Raw genomic sequence first — 15,033 nt, forward strand, 5'->3', positions numbered from 1 at the left:
CGGTTCAAAGGTGGGAACACACTATTCCCACCCTTGAACAAAACGCCCCCAGCAAAGGAGTCTGGCTTTGATCGCGCAAATCATGATCGCCGCCCTCGGCGTCGTCGCTATCTGGTTCAGCCAGAGCAAACGCTTGAAGGTGCGCCGCTATGCGTGCCTGTTTGGCATGGCCGGCCAGCCGTTCTGGTTCTGGTCGTCGATCAATGCCGAGCAGTGGGGCATCGTCTTGCTCAGCTGTTTTTATACAGTGGCCTGGGCCAAGGGCATCAAGACCCATTGGATCGATCGCAAGGGCGATGGGCAAGGTTGATTTGCGATCGTGCGTCGCGCTGCCTTTGCTGGGCGCCATGATGTTCCATGCGCTGCTGCGCCCATTGATTGATGCTGCGCGATACGATCAGCGCTTGGGAAACAACCCCACGGCACATGCCACCACAGTCGGGTCGCCCTGGTAGGCCGCCCGCGGGCTCATCGAAGGCTGGTGCGGCCGGCCGTCCACGGTGCGCAGTTGCGGCCGCTCAACGGTCGGGGAACTGTGCTCCGGATCGACAATTTCCATGCAGCGACGCAGGGAGTTGAAGTCGGGCGATTGTGACAACGACAGGTGCAAGGTCTGGCTCACCGATACCGACACCACGGAACGTTGCGCACATTGCCCGTCATAGATCAGCGTGTGGCGGATCAACGGGTTGTCATGGCAATACTTCAATAGGTTGACCTGCCGCGAGTGGACCAGGGCGGTGTTGATGATCAGTAAGTCGAACGCCACGACGCCCGAGCGTGTCAGTGCCTGCAATTCGTCGAACGAACTCAACGGAGCGATGCGGTGATAGCCCAGTTGGTTGAGCATTTTCTCAATCTTGATCCGTTGCAAAAGCTCTGCATCGGCAATCAGAAGGCGTAACGCTTTATTGGACATAGGGTAAACCTGACAGTTGGGCATCCGCGTCGATCATTCAACGCTGAACAAATTAACCGTCAGCGGTGAAACCTGACTTTAAGGCGATTCTGAAACGGCAATCCGGGGCACACCGTACTTTTAAGAATCGCCTCAAAGCCTTCGCTCCACCCGCTACCTACCATGGGCTGCGTTCCCTTACCCGACCATGGAATTGCCGTGTTCATGTTTCTACTCAGAATGGTACTGGTGGCCTGCGGGCTGCTGATGCTTGCGTCTCCGCCTGCCAATGCGGCGCTGAAGATCGAAGGCACGCGCCTGATCTACTTCGGCCAGGACAAGGCCGCCGGTATCAGCGTGGTCAACCAGGCCTCGCAGGAAGTCGTGGTGCAAACCTGGATCACAGGCGAGGACGAATCCACCGGCCGTACCGTGCCCTTTGCCGCCACCGAGCCGTTGGTACAACTGGGCGCCGGGGAGCATCACAAGCTGCGCATCCTGTATGCCGGAGAAGGCTTGCCCAGCGATCGCGAATCGCTGTTCTGGCTCAATATCATGGAAATTCCACTGAAGTCGCAAGACTCCAACAGCGTTCAGTTTGCGATTCGCCAGCGGCTCAAGCTTTTCTATCGGCCACCCGCACTCCAGGGCGGTTCGGCCGAGGCCGTACAGCAGTTGGTATGGAGCAGCGACGGGCGTACGGTCACCGTCGACAACCCCAGCGCCTTTCACTTGTCACTGGTCAACCTGCAAACCGACAACCTGGCGCTCAGCGACTACCTGATGCTCAAGCCCCACGAGCGTAAGACCCTGACCGCACCAGGCGCCTTGCCTAAAGGCACCACCCTCCATTTCGCCGAAATCACCGATATCGGTTTGCAAGCCCGGCATAGCGCGGCGCTCAACTGATAGAACACAGGGTATTTATACCAATGTCACTGACCAAACGCTGTTTACCCCTACTGATATGGGCCTGTGCGGTCCTGCCCGCCACCAGCCATGCACTGGCCTGCCGCGAGGACGGCACCAACTCGATCATCACCCAGGAAGCGCTGGGTACGGCGCTGGCGGTGGCAGCCGACGCCCCCAACGGCACGATTATCTGGGAGTCCGGTCCTCGCTCGACCAACGTGATCTGCAAGGACGACTACCTCCACGGCCGTGAGGAAGTGTATTTCTATGTCAACCCGGCCAGCGTGAGTATCGGCACCGGGATTCGCGTGGGCATTCGCTATAACAACCAGCCGATTACCCAAAGCACCGGCAAGGTGGGTACCGGCTTCTTCTCCGACCGAGGCTGCAATTTGTCCAATTGCGTGGGTTGGGACAAGGCGCGCTTTACGCTCAATTTCAGCGTATTCATCGAGAAGTACGACCCCACCCCACCGAGCGGCCAGGCCAGCACCTTAACCTCTTACCGCGTGTTCCAACTGGATGGGGTGCGCGGGCTCAACTCACGACCCAACAGCAATTTCAACTATGTGGTCACCGGCATGAACGATATCCGCTTCGTGCCTTGCACCCCAGAACTGACCATCAGCCCCAGCGTGGTCAACTTCCCCACGCCCTCGCGCAAGGCCGCGATCGGTGAAGTCGCCAGCAGCGCTAACTTCAGCCTTAACCTGCGCAAGGGCTGCGACACGCCCTATACCGTCAGCGCACGCTTCGCCACCACGCCCGGCGGCGGCAGTGTGAACAATGGCTTGCTGGTGCCGGACAACAACAGCTCGGTCGGCATCTCACTGTCTCGCGCCGAGAGCCAGCAGCAACTGCTGTTCAACAACTGGTTCACGCTGCAGGAGTTGATGGGCCTGGGCCAGAGCCACGATGAATTCCGCGCAGACCTCAAATGGCGCACCTTGCCGATTCCAGGTGCGTTCGACGCTGCCGTGGTAGTGGATATGTACTACAAGTAGGCGATTTTTAAGGATCGTCTTATGCCACCGGCAAAGGCCCAGCCGTAAAGTCTGCCGATGCGATTGAAAAGTTACCTGCTACAGATCAACCCCGTCCTTTCCCGACCCGAAGCAGCCAGAAGGCTGCTTCGTATTTTTGCGAGCGTGCTGCTGGTGGGCATCCTGGGCGGGGTCTATACCTTTCTGCTGTCAACCTTCAACAACGACATTTCCCAGCGCCGCGGCTATATGAGCAGCGCCATAGCCGAAGCCCATACGTTTTTCACCAACCGCCAAGCCTTGCTCGAAAGCCTGAGCCTGTCGGCAGTGCGCAAGCAGTCCAGGGTCTATCCCTCTTCGGCGGAAGAACAACACCTGGAGCTGGGGGACACCCCGGGCGGTCAATGGAGCATCTGGCTGACCGCGCGCATGCGCGACTACCTCAAGGCCAAGCAGCTCAACCTGCTCTACGTCAACACCGGCTCCAACCCGCACGTGACGCGGCTGTTCGATGCGACCACGCAGGTATTGCCGATTTCCAAGTGCATGCTCAACCGCCTCAAGGCCCTGCAACACACCGACCCGGCCACGCTCAACGAGCTCTGGCTGAGCGACAGGACTGAACAGCACTCGCACCTGTATATCTTCATTCGCCTGGACGAGCGTGATCGCGACTCCGGCTGGCTCGGACTGGAGATGGAAAGCAGGGAAGTTTCCACGACCCTGAGCGACCAGAGCGCCGGCGAGTTCATGATGCTCAATTCCCAGGGCATGCTGGTGTTCACCAACAGCACCGATACACAGTTGAGCCAGCAACACCTGAGGCCCGGCGAAGACAGTTTTTTCGGTTTTGTCGGCAACGGCTGGCTGCCCGACCACCTGGTGATTCGCAAACACCTGAAGTCCTCTGAATGGCAGTTGATGTACTCCATCGACCTGCGTGCGGTGGTCACCGGCCTGTGGAAACAGCTGCTCGGTGCGCTGCTGTTTTGCCTGTTCAGCCTGACGCTGATCTGGTTGGTGATGCGCCGCGTCGACCAGCGTTTTATCCTGCCGTCGATCCATCGCATCCAGGCGTTGATCGAAAGCGAAGCCTTCGGCCGCGATGTGATCCAGACCGCCCCCGTGGCCCTGTGCGTGCTGCGCCGCACCGACGGCCAGGTGGTACTGGAAAACACCCTGGCCCAACAATGGCTGGGGAACGGGCCGGAGCGCGAAGCGCTGCGCGCCGGCTGGATCGAGCAGGCCTTTGCCAACGCCCCTTCCGAGCGCAGTGACTACTTTGAAACCATCGACGGCCGTCACCTGTACCTGAGCAGTGCACCGACCCGTTACAAAGGCGAAGACGTGCTGTTTTGCGCCTTCAGTGATATCAGCGCGCGCAAGCAGGTCGAGGCGGCGCTGGAAGAGGCGCGGCAATCGGCGGACGCAGCTAATGCCGCGAAAACCCTGTTCCTGGCGACCATGAGCCATGAAATCCGCACACCGCTGTACGGCGTGCTCGGCACCCTGGAACTGCTGGCGCGCACGCAACTGGATGCGCAACAAAAGGACTACCTGCAGGCGATCGAAGGCTCATCGTCGACCTTGCTGCAACTGATCTGCGATGTGCTGGACGTATCGAAGATCGAAGCCGGGCAGCTGGCACTGGAGATGAGCGAGTTCTCGCCGCTGGACCTGGTGCATGAAATCATCCAGGGCTACGCCGCGGCCGCCCACGCCAAGGGCCTGCAGCTGTACGCCTGCTTCGATCCCAAGTTGCCGGAACGGCTGATCGGTGACGTGACGCGCATCCGCCAGATTCTCAATAACCTGCTCAACAACGCGGTGAAATTCACCGACTATGGGCGCGTGGTGCTGCGGGTCAAAGTGCTGGGCCGCGACGGCGAACGCTCCAGTCTGTTGTGGCAAGTCTCAGACACCGGCAAAGGTATCGCCCAGGAAGACCAGGCGATGATTTTCGAGCCGTTTTACCAGAGTGAAGGCAATACCAATGTGGTTGCCGGCACCGGCCTGGGCCTGCCGATTTGCCAGCGTCTGACGGAGTTGATGAACGGCAATATCCGCATGGTCAGCGAACTCGGCCTGGGCAGCAGTTTCAGCCTGATCCTGCCGTTGGAGGAAGCATCTGTTGCACCGATGACACCGTTGCTGGCCGAGACCATTTACGTGGCCTCGCCGATCCCGGAACTGGCAAACGCGATCGCCGGCTGGTTGCGCCGTTGGGGCGCCAGGGCCCAGGCCGGCTTGCCGACGTTGGCGGACACGCACCTGCTGCTGCAAGTGCACCCCGGCAGCGTTGACCCGTTACTGGTGCCCCAGTGGCCTGGGCCGGTGATTCACGTGAGCAGCAATGCCTGCCCCTGCGCAGAAGCCGACGCCGACGTCGGCACCTGGCACGTCAACCTCAACCACCTGGGAGCCATTCATCAGGCCGTGAGCCAGGTGCAAGGGCTATGGGTGGCCCGCGCCGATGAGCAAACGCACCAGCGGGAGCTGAACAAACTCAACCTGCACCTGTTGGTGGCCGAGGACAACATCATCAACCAGCTGATTTTGCGTGACCAACTCGAAGAACTCGGCTGCACCGTGGAACTGGCGGCCGACGGTCAAGAAGCGTTGCAGTTGTACAGCGCCGGCAACTTCGATGTGGTGTTGACGGATGTGAACATGCCCCATATCAACGGCTATGAACTGGCGCGTGAACTGCGTCGACAGGGCTGCCCATTGCCGATTATCGGGGCCACCGCCAACGCCATGCGCGGCGAGGCCGACCTGTGCCTGGCCGCCGGCATGAACCATTGCCTGGTCAAACCTTTTGCGTTGCGGGCTCTATTCAACTCCCTGGCGCCTTATGCACGGATCCCCCATGAAGCCCCTTAGTATTCTGATTGTCGAGGACCATCCCCTGCAGCATATCTACCTGCAGAACCTGCTCAGCGAGTTGGGAGACTTCCTGCTCGAAACCGCCGAGGATGGCAACCAGGCGCTGGAGCGTCTGCGCCAGCGGGATTTCGACCTGGTGCTGACCGATCTGCTGATGCCCGGCATGGATGGCGTGCAATTTATCCAGTGCCTGGCCAGCCTACGCTGCAAGCCGGCGCTGGCGATCATGAGCGCGGCGTCACGGCGCATGCTGATGGCGGCCAGCCTGGTTGCAAAAAACCTCGATGTCGAAGTGATCGGGCTGATCTCCAAACCAGTGACCGTCGAGGCCTTGCGCACACTGGTCGATCAACTCAGGAACAAGGTGCACAAGCCCTCTGCGCAATTGCCCGAGCACATGGACATCGACCGCCAAACACTGGTACAGGCCATGAGCGGTGGCCAGTTCCAGGCCTGGTTCCAGCCGAAGAAGTCCCTTGCCAACGGCCGTATCGTTGCCGCCGAAGCCCTGGTGCGCTGGATGCACCCCGAGCAAGGCGTGATGCTGCCCGCCGCGTTCCTGCCGGCGATCAAGGCATTCGAACTGGAGGAACGCCTGTTGTGGCTGGTGCTCAAGCAGGCGATCCACGCCCAGGAACACTGGCGCCAGCGTGGCTATGAAATCCCGGTGTCGATCAACCTGCCCACACACCTGCTCAACAGCCATGACCTGGCCGACCGCTTGCTGGAGTTCGTGCTGCACCACAACGGCATTCCCGCAATGATCTGCTTTGAGCTGATGGAATGCTCGGTGCCGCAAGACATCAGCAACTTCTACGCCGGCGCCTGTCGATTGCGGATCAAGGGATTCGGTTTGTCCCAGGATGATTTCGGCAAGGGCTACAGCTCCTACCTCAATCTGGTGTCCACGCCGTTTACCGAACTGAAGATCGACCAGGCACTGGTGCAGGGCAGCCACGACAACGAAGGCATCGCCCAGGCGTTGGCGAGCATTATCGCGCTGGGCCGCAAGTTGGGCCTGACAGTGGTCGCCGAGGGCGTGGAAACCCCTCAGCAATTGGCGCTGCTGCGCAAAATCGACTGCAATCAGGTGCAGGGCTTCCTGATCTCCCATGCGGTGTCTTCAGACCAATTTCAGCAATTACTGAACAATGATGGCCCCGCGACATCTCACTAGCTGGCGGCCCCAGATTACTTGCCCTTTAAAGGAACAAGCAGCATCCAGTGCCGATTTTTCCTGCGCCTGCGGACCCCCTGATGAAGCACAACAACGCGATCCTCGAAGCCTTTACCCGCAGCTCATTGCGCCTGAACAAGGGCTTGATGGTGCTGATGGGAATTGCTTTGCTGCTGGTACTGACCAATTACTGGTCTCTGCAAAGGGGCGTCGAAATCCGGTACGGCGCCATGCGCTTTCACTTTGCGCGTCTGATGGAAAATCTCTCAGATCAGCAAACCTACCTCAAGAGCCTGACGCATCCAGGCATCCAGGCCGAACTGCTGCACGCCACCCACGTGCAGATCAGCCTAAAGAGCCGCATGGTCGACAACCGCCGCACGTTGTACGAAGGCCAGAAGTATTCTTTTTCGGTACCGTTCAGCATCAAGTTCGATGAACAGCAGATCGCCGCCGCCGCCAGGCCGCCGATTTTTGCCCTGGGCGCGCACCTGACCAGTTACTACAGCGCCTTCTGGTCTTCGTCGCCGTACGAGGCGCCGCAAACCTTTCTGCTCAATCGTCAGGCTAACTACACCATCACTGTTCCGTCCGTGGGCTATCAGCACCGGGAAAGCCCCGAGGATACCGACAACCCCGTGGCGCGAGTCAACGCTGTGCAGCAAATCCTCGCACAGACACCGCAGCCGCTTGAGCAGAATCGGGTGTATTGGCAGGCCGGGCCCGAACCCGAATATTTGCTGGCCTACATCGGCCTGCCACTCGACGTACAGGGCCAGGCAGTGATCGGCACCCTGCTCGATGTGTCGCAGGTCGACGATGTACAGCGCGCGCTGAATCACTCGGCGTTTGATCGCTTCACCCTGATTGGCCCTGACCGCACCCGGTTGATCGGGCCAATCATCCAGGCGCAGCTCAGCGACGGTGTGCATTTCACGGCCAACGGCATTGAATTCAAGATCACCCAGGCCGGCGACCAGCCCTGGAGCGCGGTCTATGGCCTGAACTACTCGCACTTCTTTCACTCCGCATTGTGGCCGTTGAGCACCTTGGCGTTGCTGCTGTTCAGCCTGATCACCCTGGGTTGGGCCGGCACTCGCTGGTATCGACGCCAGGTGATTATGCCGGCGCAACTGGCCCACGAACGCATTGCCGAAAGCGTGGCATTCAGCCGCGTGATCATCGACACCGCCCCCACCGGGTTATGCGTGGTGCGACGCAGCGATGGCAAGGTGTTGATCGAAAACCAGCGGGCCCAGCAATGGCCGGGGACCGCACGTTTGGTGGCGGCCATGGCCGGTAAGCACGACATGGCTGAGAGCGGTGAGGCGCATCTGGAGATCGAGGGCCGGCACCTGCAGATCGGTTTTGTGTCGACCCGCTACCAAGCTGAAAATGTGCGCCTTTACGCTTTCAACGATATTACCCGGCATATCGAAGATGCACAGTCCCTGGAAGAGGCGCGCCACGCCGCCGATGCAGCCAGCGAGGCCAAGACGTTGTTCCTGGCAACGATGAGCCATGAAATCCGCACGCCGCTGTATGGCGTGCTCGGCACTCTCGAATTACTCGGTCTGACAAACCTTGACCCACACCAGAAGGCCTACCTTCACACCATCCAGCGCTCGTCCGCCACCCTGTTCCAGCTGATCAGCGATGTGCTGGATGTCTCGAAGATCGAGTCCGGGCAAATGGCGATAGAAGCTGTGGAGTTCTGCCCGCTGGACATGCTCGAAGACACCCTGCACACCTACGCCGCTTTTGCCCAGCGCAAGGGGCTGCAGCTCTATAGCTGCATTGACCCGCAGTTGCCGGACTGCGTGATGGGCGACCCGATGCGCATCCGCCAGATTCTCAATAACCTGGTCAGCAACGCGATCAAATTCACCGATTTCGGGCGCGTGGTGATTCGTGCCAGGGTGACGGGCCGCGACGCCAATCATGTCGACATGCAATGGCAAGTCACCGACTCCGGCGTAGGCATCCCCGAGGCGCAGCAGGCCAAGCTCTTCGATCTGTTCTACCAGGCGCCGGACACCGCCAGCGAAGGCGGCGCCGGGCTTGGCCTACCGATCTGCCGGTGGCTGGCACAGATGATGGACGGCGAGATCCGTGTGGTCAGCGAGCCCGGGCTGGGCAGCAGCTTTACGTTGAAAATGCGCCTGCCGCTGTGTGGCGGCACACTCACCAACCTGCCGCGGATCGAACCCAGCCCGACGCCGGTATACGTACAGGCACCGGTACGCGAACTGGCGCAGGCAATGAGTGACTGGCTCAACCGCCTGGGCATCACTGCCACCCTGGCGGCGACCACCCAGGACAACGACAACCATCATGCAGTGCTGGTGGACCTGTTGCCCAGGGAGCCCGCCAGGCCATGGAGCGGCCAGCGCGTGCTGTGCCTGCCGGGTGCGCACAGCCCGCCGCTGCACACGGCGCAAGGCTGGGTGGTGGATCTGCACGACTTACGCACCCTCGCCGCCACCGTGTCACTGGCGCAGCATGGCAAGCATGAGCAGCCCACGCCGACCCGACCACAAACTGCGGGGCAGTTGGGGCTGCGCATCCTGGTGGCCGAGGACAACCCGGTCAACCAGGCGATCATCAAGGAGCAGCTGGAGGCGCTTGGTTGCTCGGTTAGCCTGGCGGCCAACGGCGAGCAGGCGTTGCAAGTGTGGCAACCCCAGGCTTTCGACCTGGTACTGACCGACGTGAATATGCCGTTGATGAATGGGTACGAGCTGGCCAGAACCCTGCGCGAACATGACCCTCAGTTGCCGATTATCGGTGTGACCGCCAATGCAATGCGCGAGGAAGGCGTGCGTTGCCTGGCGGTGGGCATGAACGCCTGGATCGTCAAGCCCTTGAGCCTGCAAACCCTGCGTGGCCAGTTGATCAAGCTGTGCAAGGTCAAGCCCCCGGCTGAGCCTGCCGCGCCGATATTCGACGACAGCGTGCAACTGTCGGACAAGATGCGCCCGCTGTTCATCAGCAGCGTGCAGCAGGACATACAGCGCATCGATGTGGCTCTGGCACAGCGTGATACCCGCAAACTCGGCCAATTGCTGCATTCGATCGCCGGCGCCCTGGGTGCTGTTCAGGCGCTCAGCCTGGCCCAGGCGTGCATCGAACTGGAAAGCGCCCTTGACCGCGGCAGCCTCGACACAACGCTTGAGCTCAAGGTGAAGACTGTGATGCGGCGTCTGTTGGCCGTTCTGGAAACTCTCCAGCCCGGGCACCCTTCACTCACTTGAACTGGCACTACGGACGGCCCTTTATGAAAAAATTCAACGTGGTAATCGCCGACGATCACCCGATCGTGTTGTTGGGCGTTCGCGAACTGGTAGAGCGGGACGTACGCTTTCAAGTCGTCGGCGAGGCCCTGTGTTCGGCCGGCCTGATCGAGTTGTTGCAGCATCAAGGCGTCGATATCGTGATCACCGACTACAACATGCCAGGTGACTCGCCCTACGGCGATGGCCTGAAGCTGGTGGAGTACCTGAAACGGCATTTCCCGCAGGTACAGATCCTGATCCTGACCATGATCTCCAACCACCTGATCCTCACCCGCCTGCAGGAACTGGGCGTGGTCGGCATCATTCAGAAAAGCCAGTTGCACACCGAAATTCAACTGGCGCTCAAAGCGATTGCGCAGCGCAGCGCCTATCGAAGCCTGGAGCCGCCCAAAACCTCAGTGATCGAGACCCTCACCGCGATAGACGAACGCTTTACCAGTTTATCGCCCAAAGAGTTCGAGATCCTGCGCTTGTTCATTTCCGGCATGAGCGTAAGTGATATTGCCCGCCGTCAGAATCGAAGTTCAAAGACCATCAGTGCGCAAAAGATATCGGCCATGCGCAAACTTGAAGTGAGCAGCGACCAGGATCTACTTGCTTATTGCCTGGAACGAAACATCTTCAACTAACGCATAACTTGCAAGCCATTCCTGGACAATGGCTTTGCCCTTTGTTTTCAAGCTTTCCATCGTTGCAACCACCACAAATAACCTGCCCGCCCCAGAGCTTATAAGAATCGTCTTATTCGCTCCCGCCGCCTCGTCGCCTACTCTTTGCTCGCAGTTCAACAACAGCACTTTTTCCAACTAAAACTTACGGACATCATCATGAAGAAGTTTCCCCTGGCTGTGATCGCCTCGGCCATTATCGCCGCTTCCGGCAGTGCATTTGCCGTAGATCCTGCTCCGACGCCAACCCTGGGCGGCAGCGGTAAAATCACCTTCACCGGCGTCATTAACAACGATGCCTGCTCGGTGGACGGCGCCAACTCCGACCGCACCATTTCGGTGGACATGGGCAACGTATCGATCAAGGACATGGGCACCGCGGAAAACCCGACCGCAGGCCGCGTGACCGCCAAAGACTTCAACCTGAACGTCAACTGCAACCAGGGCACCAAGGTCGCCATGATCTTTGACGCCAACAACGGCGGTTCGGGCCTGGTCACCGGCAAAAAAGTACTGGCCCTGAACCCGGGTTCGGCCACTGCTCAAAACGTCGGTATTGCCCTGCTCGACAGCAAGGGCGGTCTGATCGACCTCAGTTCGCCAAGCACCGCACGCATTGAAAGCACCATGCACGGTGCCGGTACTGAAGGCGGCGACGCCACCCTGAGCTTTGCGGCCGCCTATGTCACTACCGCAGCGGCTGGTTCGTCGACCGCCGGTCGCGGTGACGCCACCCTGCCGTTCATCCTGCAATACGAATAATTCGGCGCCCCGGGCACCGAACGCGCGAGGCCTTGCGGCCTCGCCATTGTCTTCTGATCACACCGGATAACCCTCATGCCGCCTCGTTCTATCGCCGCATGTCTGGGGCTGCTGGGCCTGCTCATGGCTACCCAGGCCGCCGCCAGCATTTCATTGAATGCCACCCGTATCGTGTTTGACGGTGACCACAAGGAAGCCAACATTACCGTGCGTAACGGTAACCAGGATGTATTGATTCAATCCTGGGTCGACATGAACGACGCCAGCGCCAGCCGCGCGCCGTTTGCCGTCACCCCGCCCCTGGCGCGGGTATTTGCCAAGGAACAACAACTGCTGCGCATCCTGTACGAAGGCACCGGCATGCCCACGGACCGCGAGTCGGTGGTGTGGCTCAACGTGCAGGAAATCCCCAAGGCCAGCGAAGCCGAGAACACCTTGCAGTTGGCTATCCGCCAACGCATCAAGATTTTTTACCGCCCTGCTGGCCTCACCGGCAGTGCGCTGCAAGCCCCTGCGCAGCTTGAATGGTCGCTGGCCAGACATGGCAGCCAAACTCTGTTGCAGGTGAAAAACCCGACGCTGTATCACGTGTCCATGGCCGACATCAAAGTGCAGGCGGTACTGGCCAGCGACTCCACCATGATCGCGCCCGGCGAGCAAAAACAGTTTGCGCTCGCCGCTCCAGTTGCCGGCGGACCAGTGCAGTTGTCGTTTTCCAGCATCAATGACTACGGCGCGCAGAATCACTACAGCGCACCGCTGTTCAGCGGCGCGACGCTGCCGGCGCACGCGACTGAATCGCGCCTCTACCCCTAAGCACTTTCGCTAACCCACAGGCTCACTTCGCGTGCGTGTTTGCGTGCCCGGCTGTCCGTCAATCAGGGATGTCATAGGTCTTCGCATGTCCTTTCTTTCCAGCAACAGGCCCGCACGTGGCGTACTGAAGTTGAAGACGCTGTCGCTGGCGATTGCTGCCAGCTTGCCCAGCCTGGCCATGGCCGATGACGCTGCGCAAACCTTCAACACCACTTTCCTGCAAGGTTCGCAGTCTCCAGTGGACCTGCAGCAATTGCTCTCGGCCAACAGCGTGCTGCCGGGCAATTACCGCGTCGATTTGTACAGCAACGAAGTGCTGGTGGGTCGACGCGACATCGACTTCAAGCGCACCCCCAAGAACGGCCGGGTCGAAGCCTGCCTGACCCTCGACCTGCTCAAGCAACTGGGTATCGACCTGCACCGTTTGCAGGCCGAGGGCAAGCTCGACCCGCAGCAGCCGCAAGAATGCTACGCCCTTGCCGACATGATCGAAGACGCCAGCGTGCGCTACGACAGCAGCCGCCTGCGCCTGCTCGCGAGTATTCCGCAGGTGGCGATGCAGCGCGGCTTGCGCGGGTATGTCGACCCACAGTTGTGGGACGACGGTGTGCCCGCCGCCTTCATCAATTACCAGCTCAACAGCAGCCGCACCGCCGGCGACTACAAGACCCGCATCGCCAATAACCTGGGCCTGCGCAACGGCATCAACCTGGGGGCCTGGCGCCTGCGCAATGAGTCGAACCTGAGCGGCGGCACCGATCGCTCGAACACCTTCACCAGCAACCGCACTTACTTGCAGCATGACGTCACCGCGATCAAGGGCCAGTTCAGCGCCGGTGAGATTTTCTCCGACACCGATTTGTTCGACAGCGTGCGCTATCGCGGGGTCAAGCTGGCTTCCGACGACGGCATGCGTGCTGACAGTGAGCGCGGCTACGCGCCGGTGATCCGTGGCGTGGCGCAGACCAACGCGACGGTTGAGATCCGCCAGAACGACTACATCCTCTACACCGCCAACGTCGCGCCGGGGCCGTTCGAGATCAACGATATCTACCCCAGCGGTTCCAACGGTGACCTGCAAATCACCGTGATCGAAGCCGACGGCACGCGCCGGGTGACGATGCAGGCGTTCTCCAGCCTGCCGATTATGGTGCGCGAAGGCCAGGTGAAGTACAGCGTCTCGGCGGGCACGTTCAAAAGCAATGCCGATGGCCTGGCAAGCCCGCGTTTTCTCAGCGGTACGCTGGCTTACGGCTTGACCAGCAACCTCAGCGGGATTGTCGGTGTGCAAGCCAGTGAGGACTATAGCGCGCTGTCGATCGGCGCCGGCCGGAACACCGCATTCGGTGCGTTCTCCCTGGATACCACCCATTCGTCCAGCAAGGCCCGGGGCCGAACTTCCCAGGGCAGCAGCGTGCGCGCCTTGTACGCCAAGACCTTTGCCGGCACCGACACCAACTTCACCCTGGCCGCCTATCGCTACTCCACCGAGGGCTATCGCACCCTCACCGACCATGTGGAAGACAGCAGCGAAGACCTGCGCGTGCGCACCGGCCACTCGAAAACCCGCACCGACCTGACCATCAACCAGAGCATCGGACGCAACAGTGAATTCGGTAGCCTGTATGTAAACGCCAGCGACCAGCGCTACTGGAATCGCGGCGGTTCCCAGAGCTTTTCCGCAGGCTACACCGGCAACTGGGGCGACCTGAGCTACAACCTTGGCGTGACGCGTACCAAGCAGATCGTCACCTGGGGCGAGCCGAGCAGCGACACACAGTTGAACCTGTCGGTGTCCTTTCCGCTGGGCAGCCAGGCCCGCGCGCCACGGGCGTTTGTCACCACCAGCCACCAACGTGGCGACACCACCACCCAAGCGGGCATCAACGGCTACGTGGCCGACACCAGCGACACCTTCTATTCGGTGCAGGCCGGCCACAGTGACACCAGCGGCGACTCAGGCTCGGTGAACATCAACAGCCGCACCGTCGTGGCAGACGTCAGCCTCGGCTACAGCCAGGGCCAGGGCTACAACTCACAGAACTTCAACCTTGCCGGTTCTGTGGTGGCCCATGCTGGCGGCGTCAACCTGGGGCAAACCGTCAGCGAGACCTTCGCCCTGGCCGAGGTGCCTGGCGTCGCTGGAGCCAAGATCAGCAGCTACAGCGGGGTGGAAACCGGTTACAACGGCTATGCGGTGGTGCCCACTGCGCAACCCTACCGGGTCAACTGGATCAGCCTGGACACCCGCGACCTGGGTGGCGACGTGGAAATCACCAACGCCACCCAACAACTGGTGCCGCGCCGTGGCGCCATCGTGGTGGCGCATTACAGTGGTACTACCGGACGGCGGGTGTTGTTTGAGTTGTTTGACGCACAGCATCAGCCGCTGTCGTTTGGTGCTTCGCTGGAAGACGCCAATGGCAAGCAATTGGCAATTGCCGATCCAAATGGCAATGCCCTGGCACTGGTGGAAGAGGATCAGGGCACGCTGATCATCAAGTGGGGTGAGCAGCATTGTCGTGCCACCTATGCGTTGCCACCGCAGAACAAGGCGCTGAACTATGAGCGCCAGTCACTGGTGTGCACGCCTTGATTGTGCGGGTGATTGCGCTACTGTGCTGGCCACGCGCCT

General features: G+C 60.4%; 11 protein-coding genes. 10 read left to right on the forward strand and 1 reads right to left on the reverse strand.

Annotation, left to right across the window (positions count from 1 at the left end):
• Window positions 1-67 precede the first annotated feature (67 nt).
• Entirely contained in the window at window positions 68-310 is a 243-nt protein-coding gene (locus tag KVH01_RS10975; protein WP_052501140.1) for a hypothetical protein, read from the forward strand.
• An 87-nt stretch (window positions 311-397) separates the two neighbouring features.
• Here the strand turns inward: KVH01_RS10975 and KVH01_RS10980 are convergent, their stop codons facing one another.
• Window positions 398-919 (reverse strand): ANTAR domain-containing protein, encoded by a 522-nt coding sequence (locus tag KVH01_RS10980; protein WP_217881443.1) that lies wholly within the window; start codon window positions 917-919, stop codon window positions 398-400.
• 204 nt (window positions 920-1,123) lie between these two features.
• Between KVH01_RS10980 and KVH01_RS10985 the strand changes: the two genes are divergently transcribed.
• The 9 genes from KVH01_RS10985 to KVH01_RS11025 all read left to right on the forward strand — a co-directional run bounded on the left by KVH01_RS10985 (window position 1,124) and on the right by KVH01_RS11025 (window position 14,994).
• The gene (locus KVH01_RS10985; protein WP_225924151.1) at window positions 1,124-1,807 is read left to right on the forward strand and encodes a fimbrial biogenesis chaperone; all 684 of its coding nucleotides are present in this window, start codon (window positions 1,124-1,126) and stop codon (window positions 1,805-1,807) included.
• 23 nt (window positions 1,808-1,830) lie between these two features.
• Window positions 1,831-2,814, forward strand: a complete 984-nt coding sequence (locus tag KVH01_RS10990) for a fimbrial protein (RefSeq protein WP_217881445.1) — start codon at window positions 1,831-1,833, stop codon at window positions 2,812-2,814.
• A 57-nt stretch (window positions 2,815-2,871) separates the two neighbouring features.
• On the forward strand, window positions 2,872-5,676 hold the full coding sequence (locus KVH01_RS10995) for an ATP-binding protein (protein ID WP_217881447.1): 2,805 nt from the start codon (window positions 2,872-2,874) through the stop codon (window positions 5,674-5,676).
• Complete coding sequence (locus KVH01_RS11000) at window positions 5,663-6,856, forward strand: EAL domain-containing response regulator (RefSeq protein WP_043049339.1); 1,194 nt, start codon at window positions 5,663-5,665, stop codon at window positions 6,854-6,856. Before KVH01_RS10995 ends, KVH01_RS11000 begins: the two co-directional genes overlap by 14 nt.
• 80 nt (window positions 6,857-6,936) lie before the next feature.
• The gene (locus KVH01_RS11005; RefSeq protein WP_217881449.1) at window positions 6,937-10,110 is read left to right on the forward strand and encodes a hybrid sensor histidine kinase/response regulator; all 3,174 of its coding nucleotides are present in this window, start codon (window positions 6,937-6,939) and stop codon (window positions 10,108-10,110) included.
• Window positions 10,111-10,133: 23 nt separating this feature from the next.
• On the forward strand, window positions 10,134-10,781 hold the full coding sequence (locus KVH01_RS11010) for a response regulator (protein WP_217881451.1): 648 nt from the start codon (window positions 10,134-10,136) through the stop codon (window positions 10,779-10,781).
• A gap of 198 nt (window positions 10,782-10,979) precedes the next feature.
• On the forward strand, window positions 10,980-11,582 hold the full coding sequence (locus KVH01_RS11015) for a fimbrial protein (RefSeq protein ID WP_217881453.1): 603 nt from the start codon (window positions 10,980-10,982) through the stop codon (window positions 11,580-11,582).
• 75 nt (window positions 11,583-11,657) lie between these two features.
• Complete coding sequence (locus KVH01_RS11020) at window positions 11,658-12,398, forward strand: fimbrial biogenesis chaperone (RefSeq protein ID WP_217881455.1); 741 nt, start codon at window positions 11,658-11,660, stop codon at window positions 12,396-12,398.
• An 85-nt stretch (window positions 12,399-12,483) separates the two neighbouring features.
• Window positions 12,484-14,994: a fimbria/pilus outer membrane usher protein gene (locus KVH01_RS11025; RefSeq protein WP_217881457.1), complete on the forward strand. Its 2,511-nt coding sequence runs from the start codon at window positions 12,484-12,486 to the stop codon at window positions 14,992-14,994.
• Window positions 14,995-15,033: the final 39 nt, after the last annotated feature.

This window comes from Pseudomonas khavaziana, assembly GCF_019145205.1.
Lineage (GTDB): Bacteria > Pseudomonadota > Gammaproteobacteria > Pseudomonadales > Pseudomonadaceae > Aquipseudomonas > Aquipseudomonas khavaziana.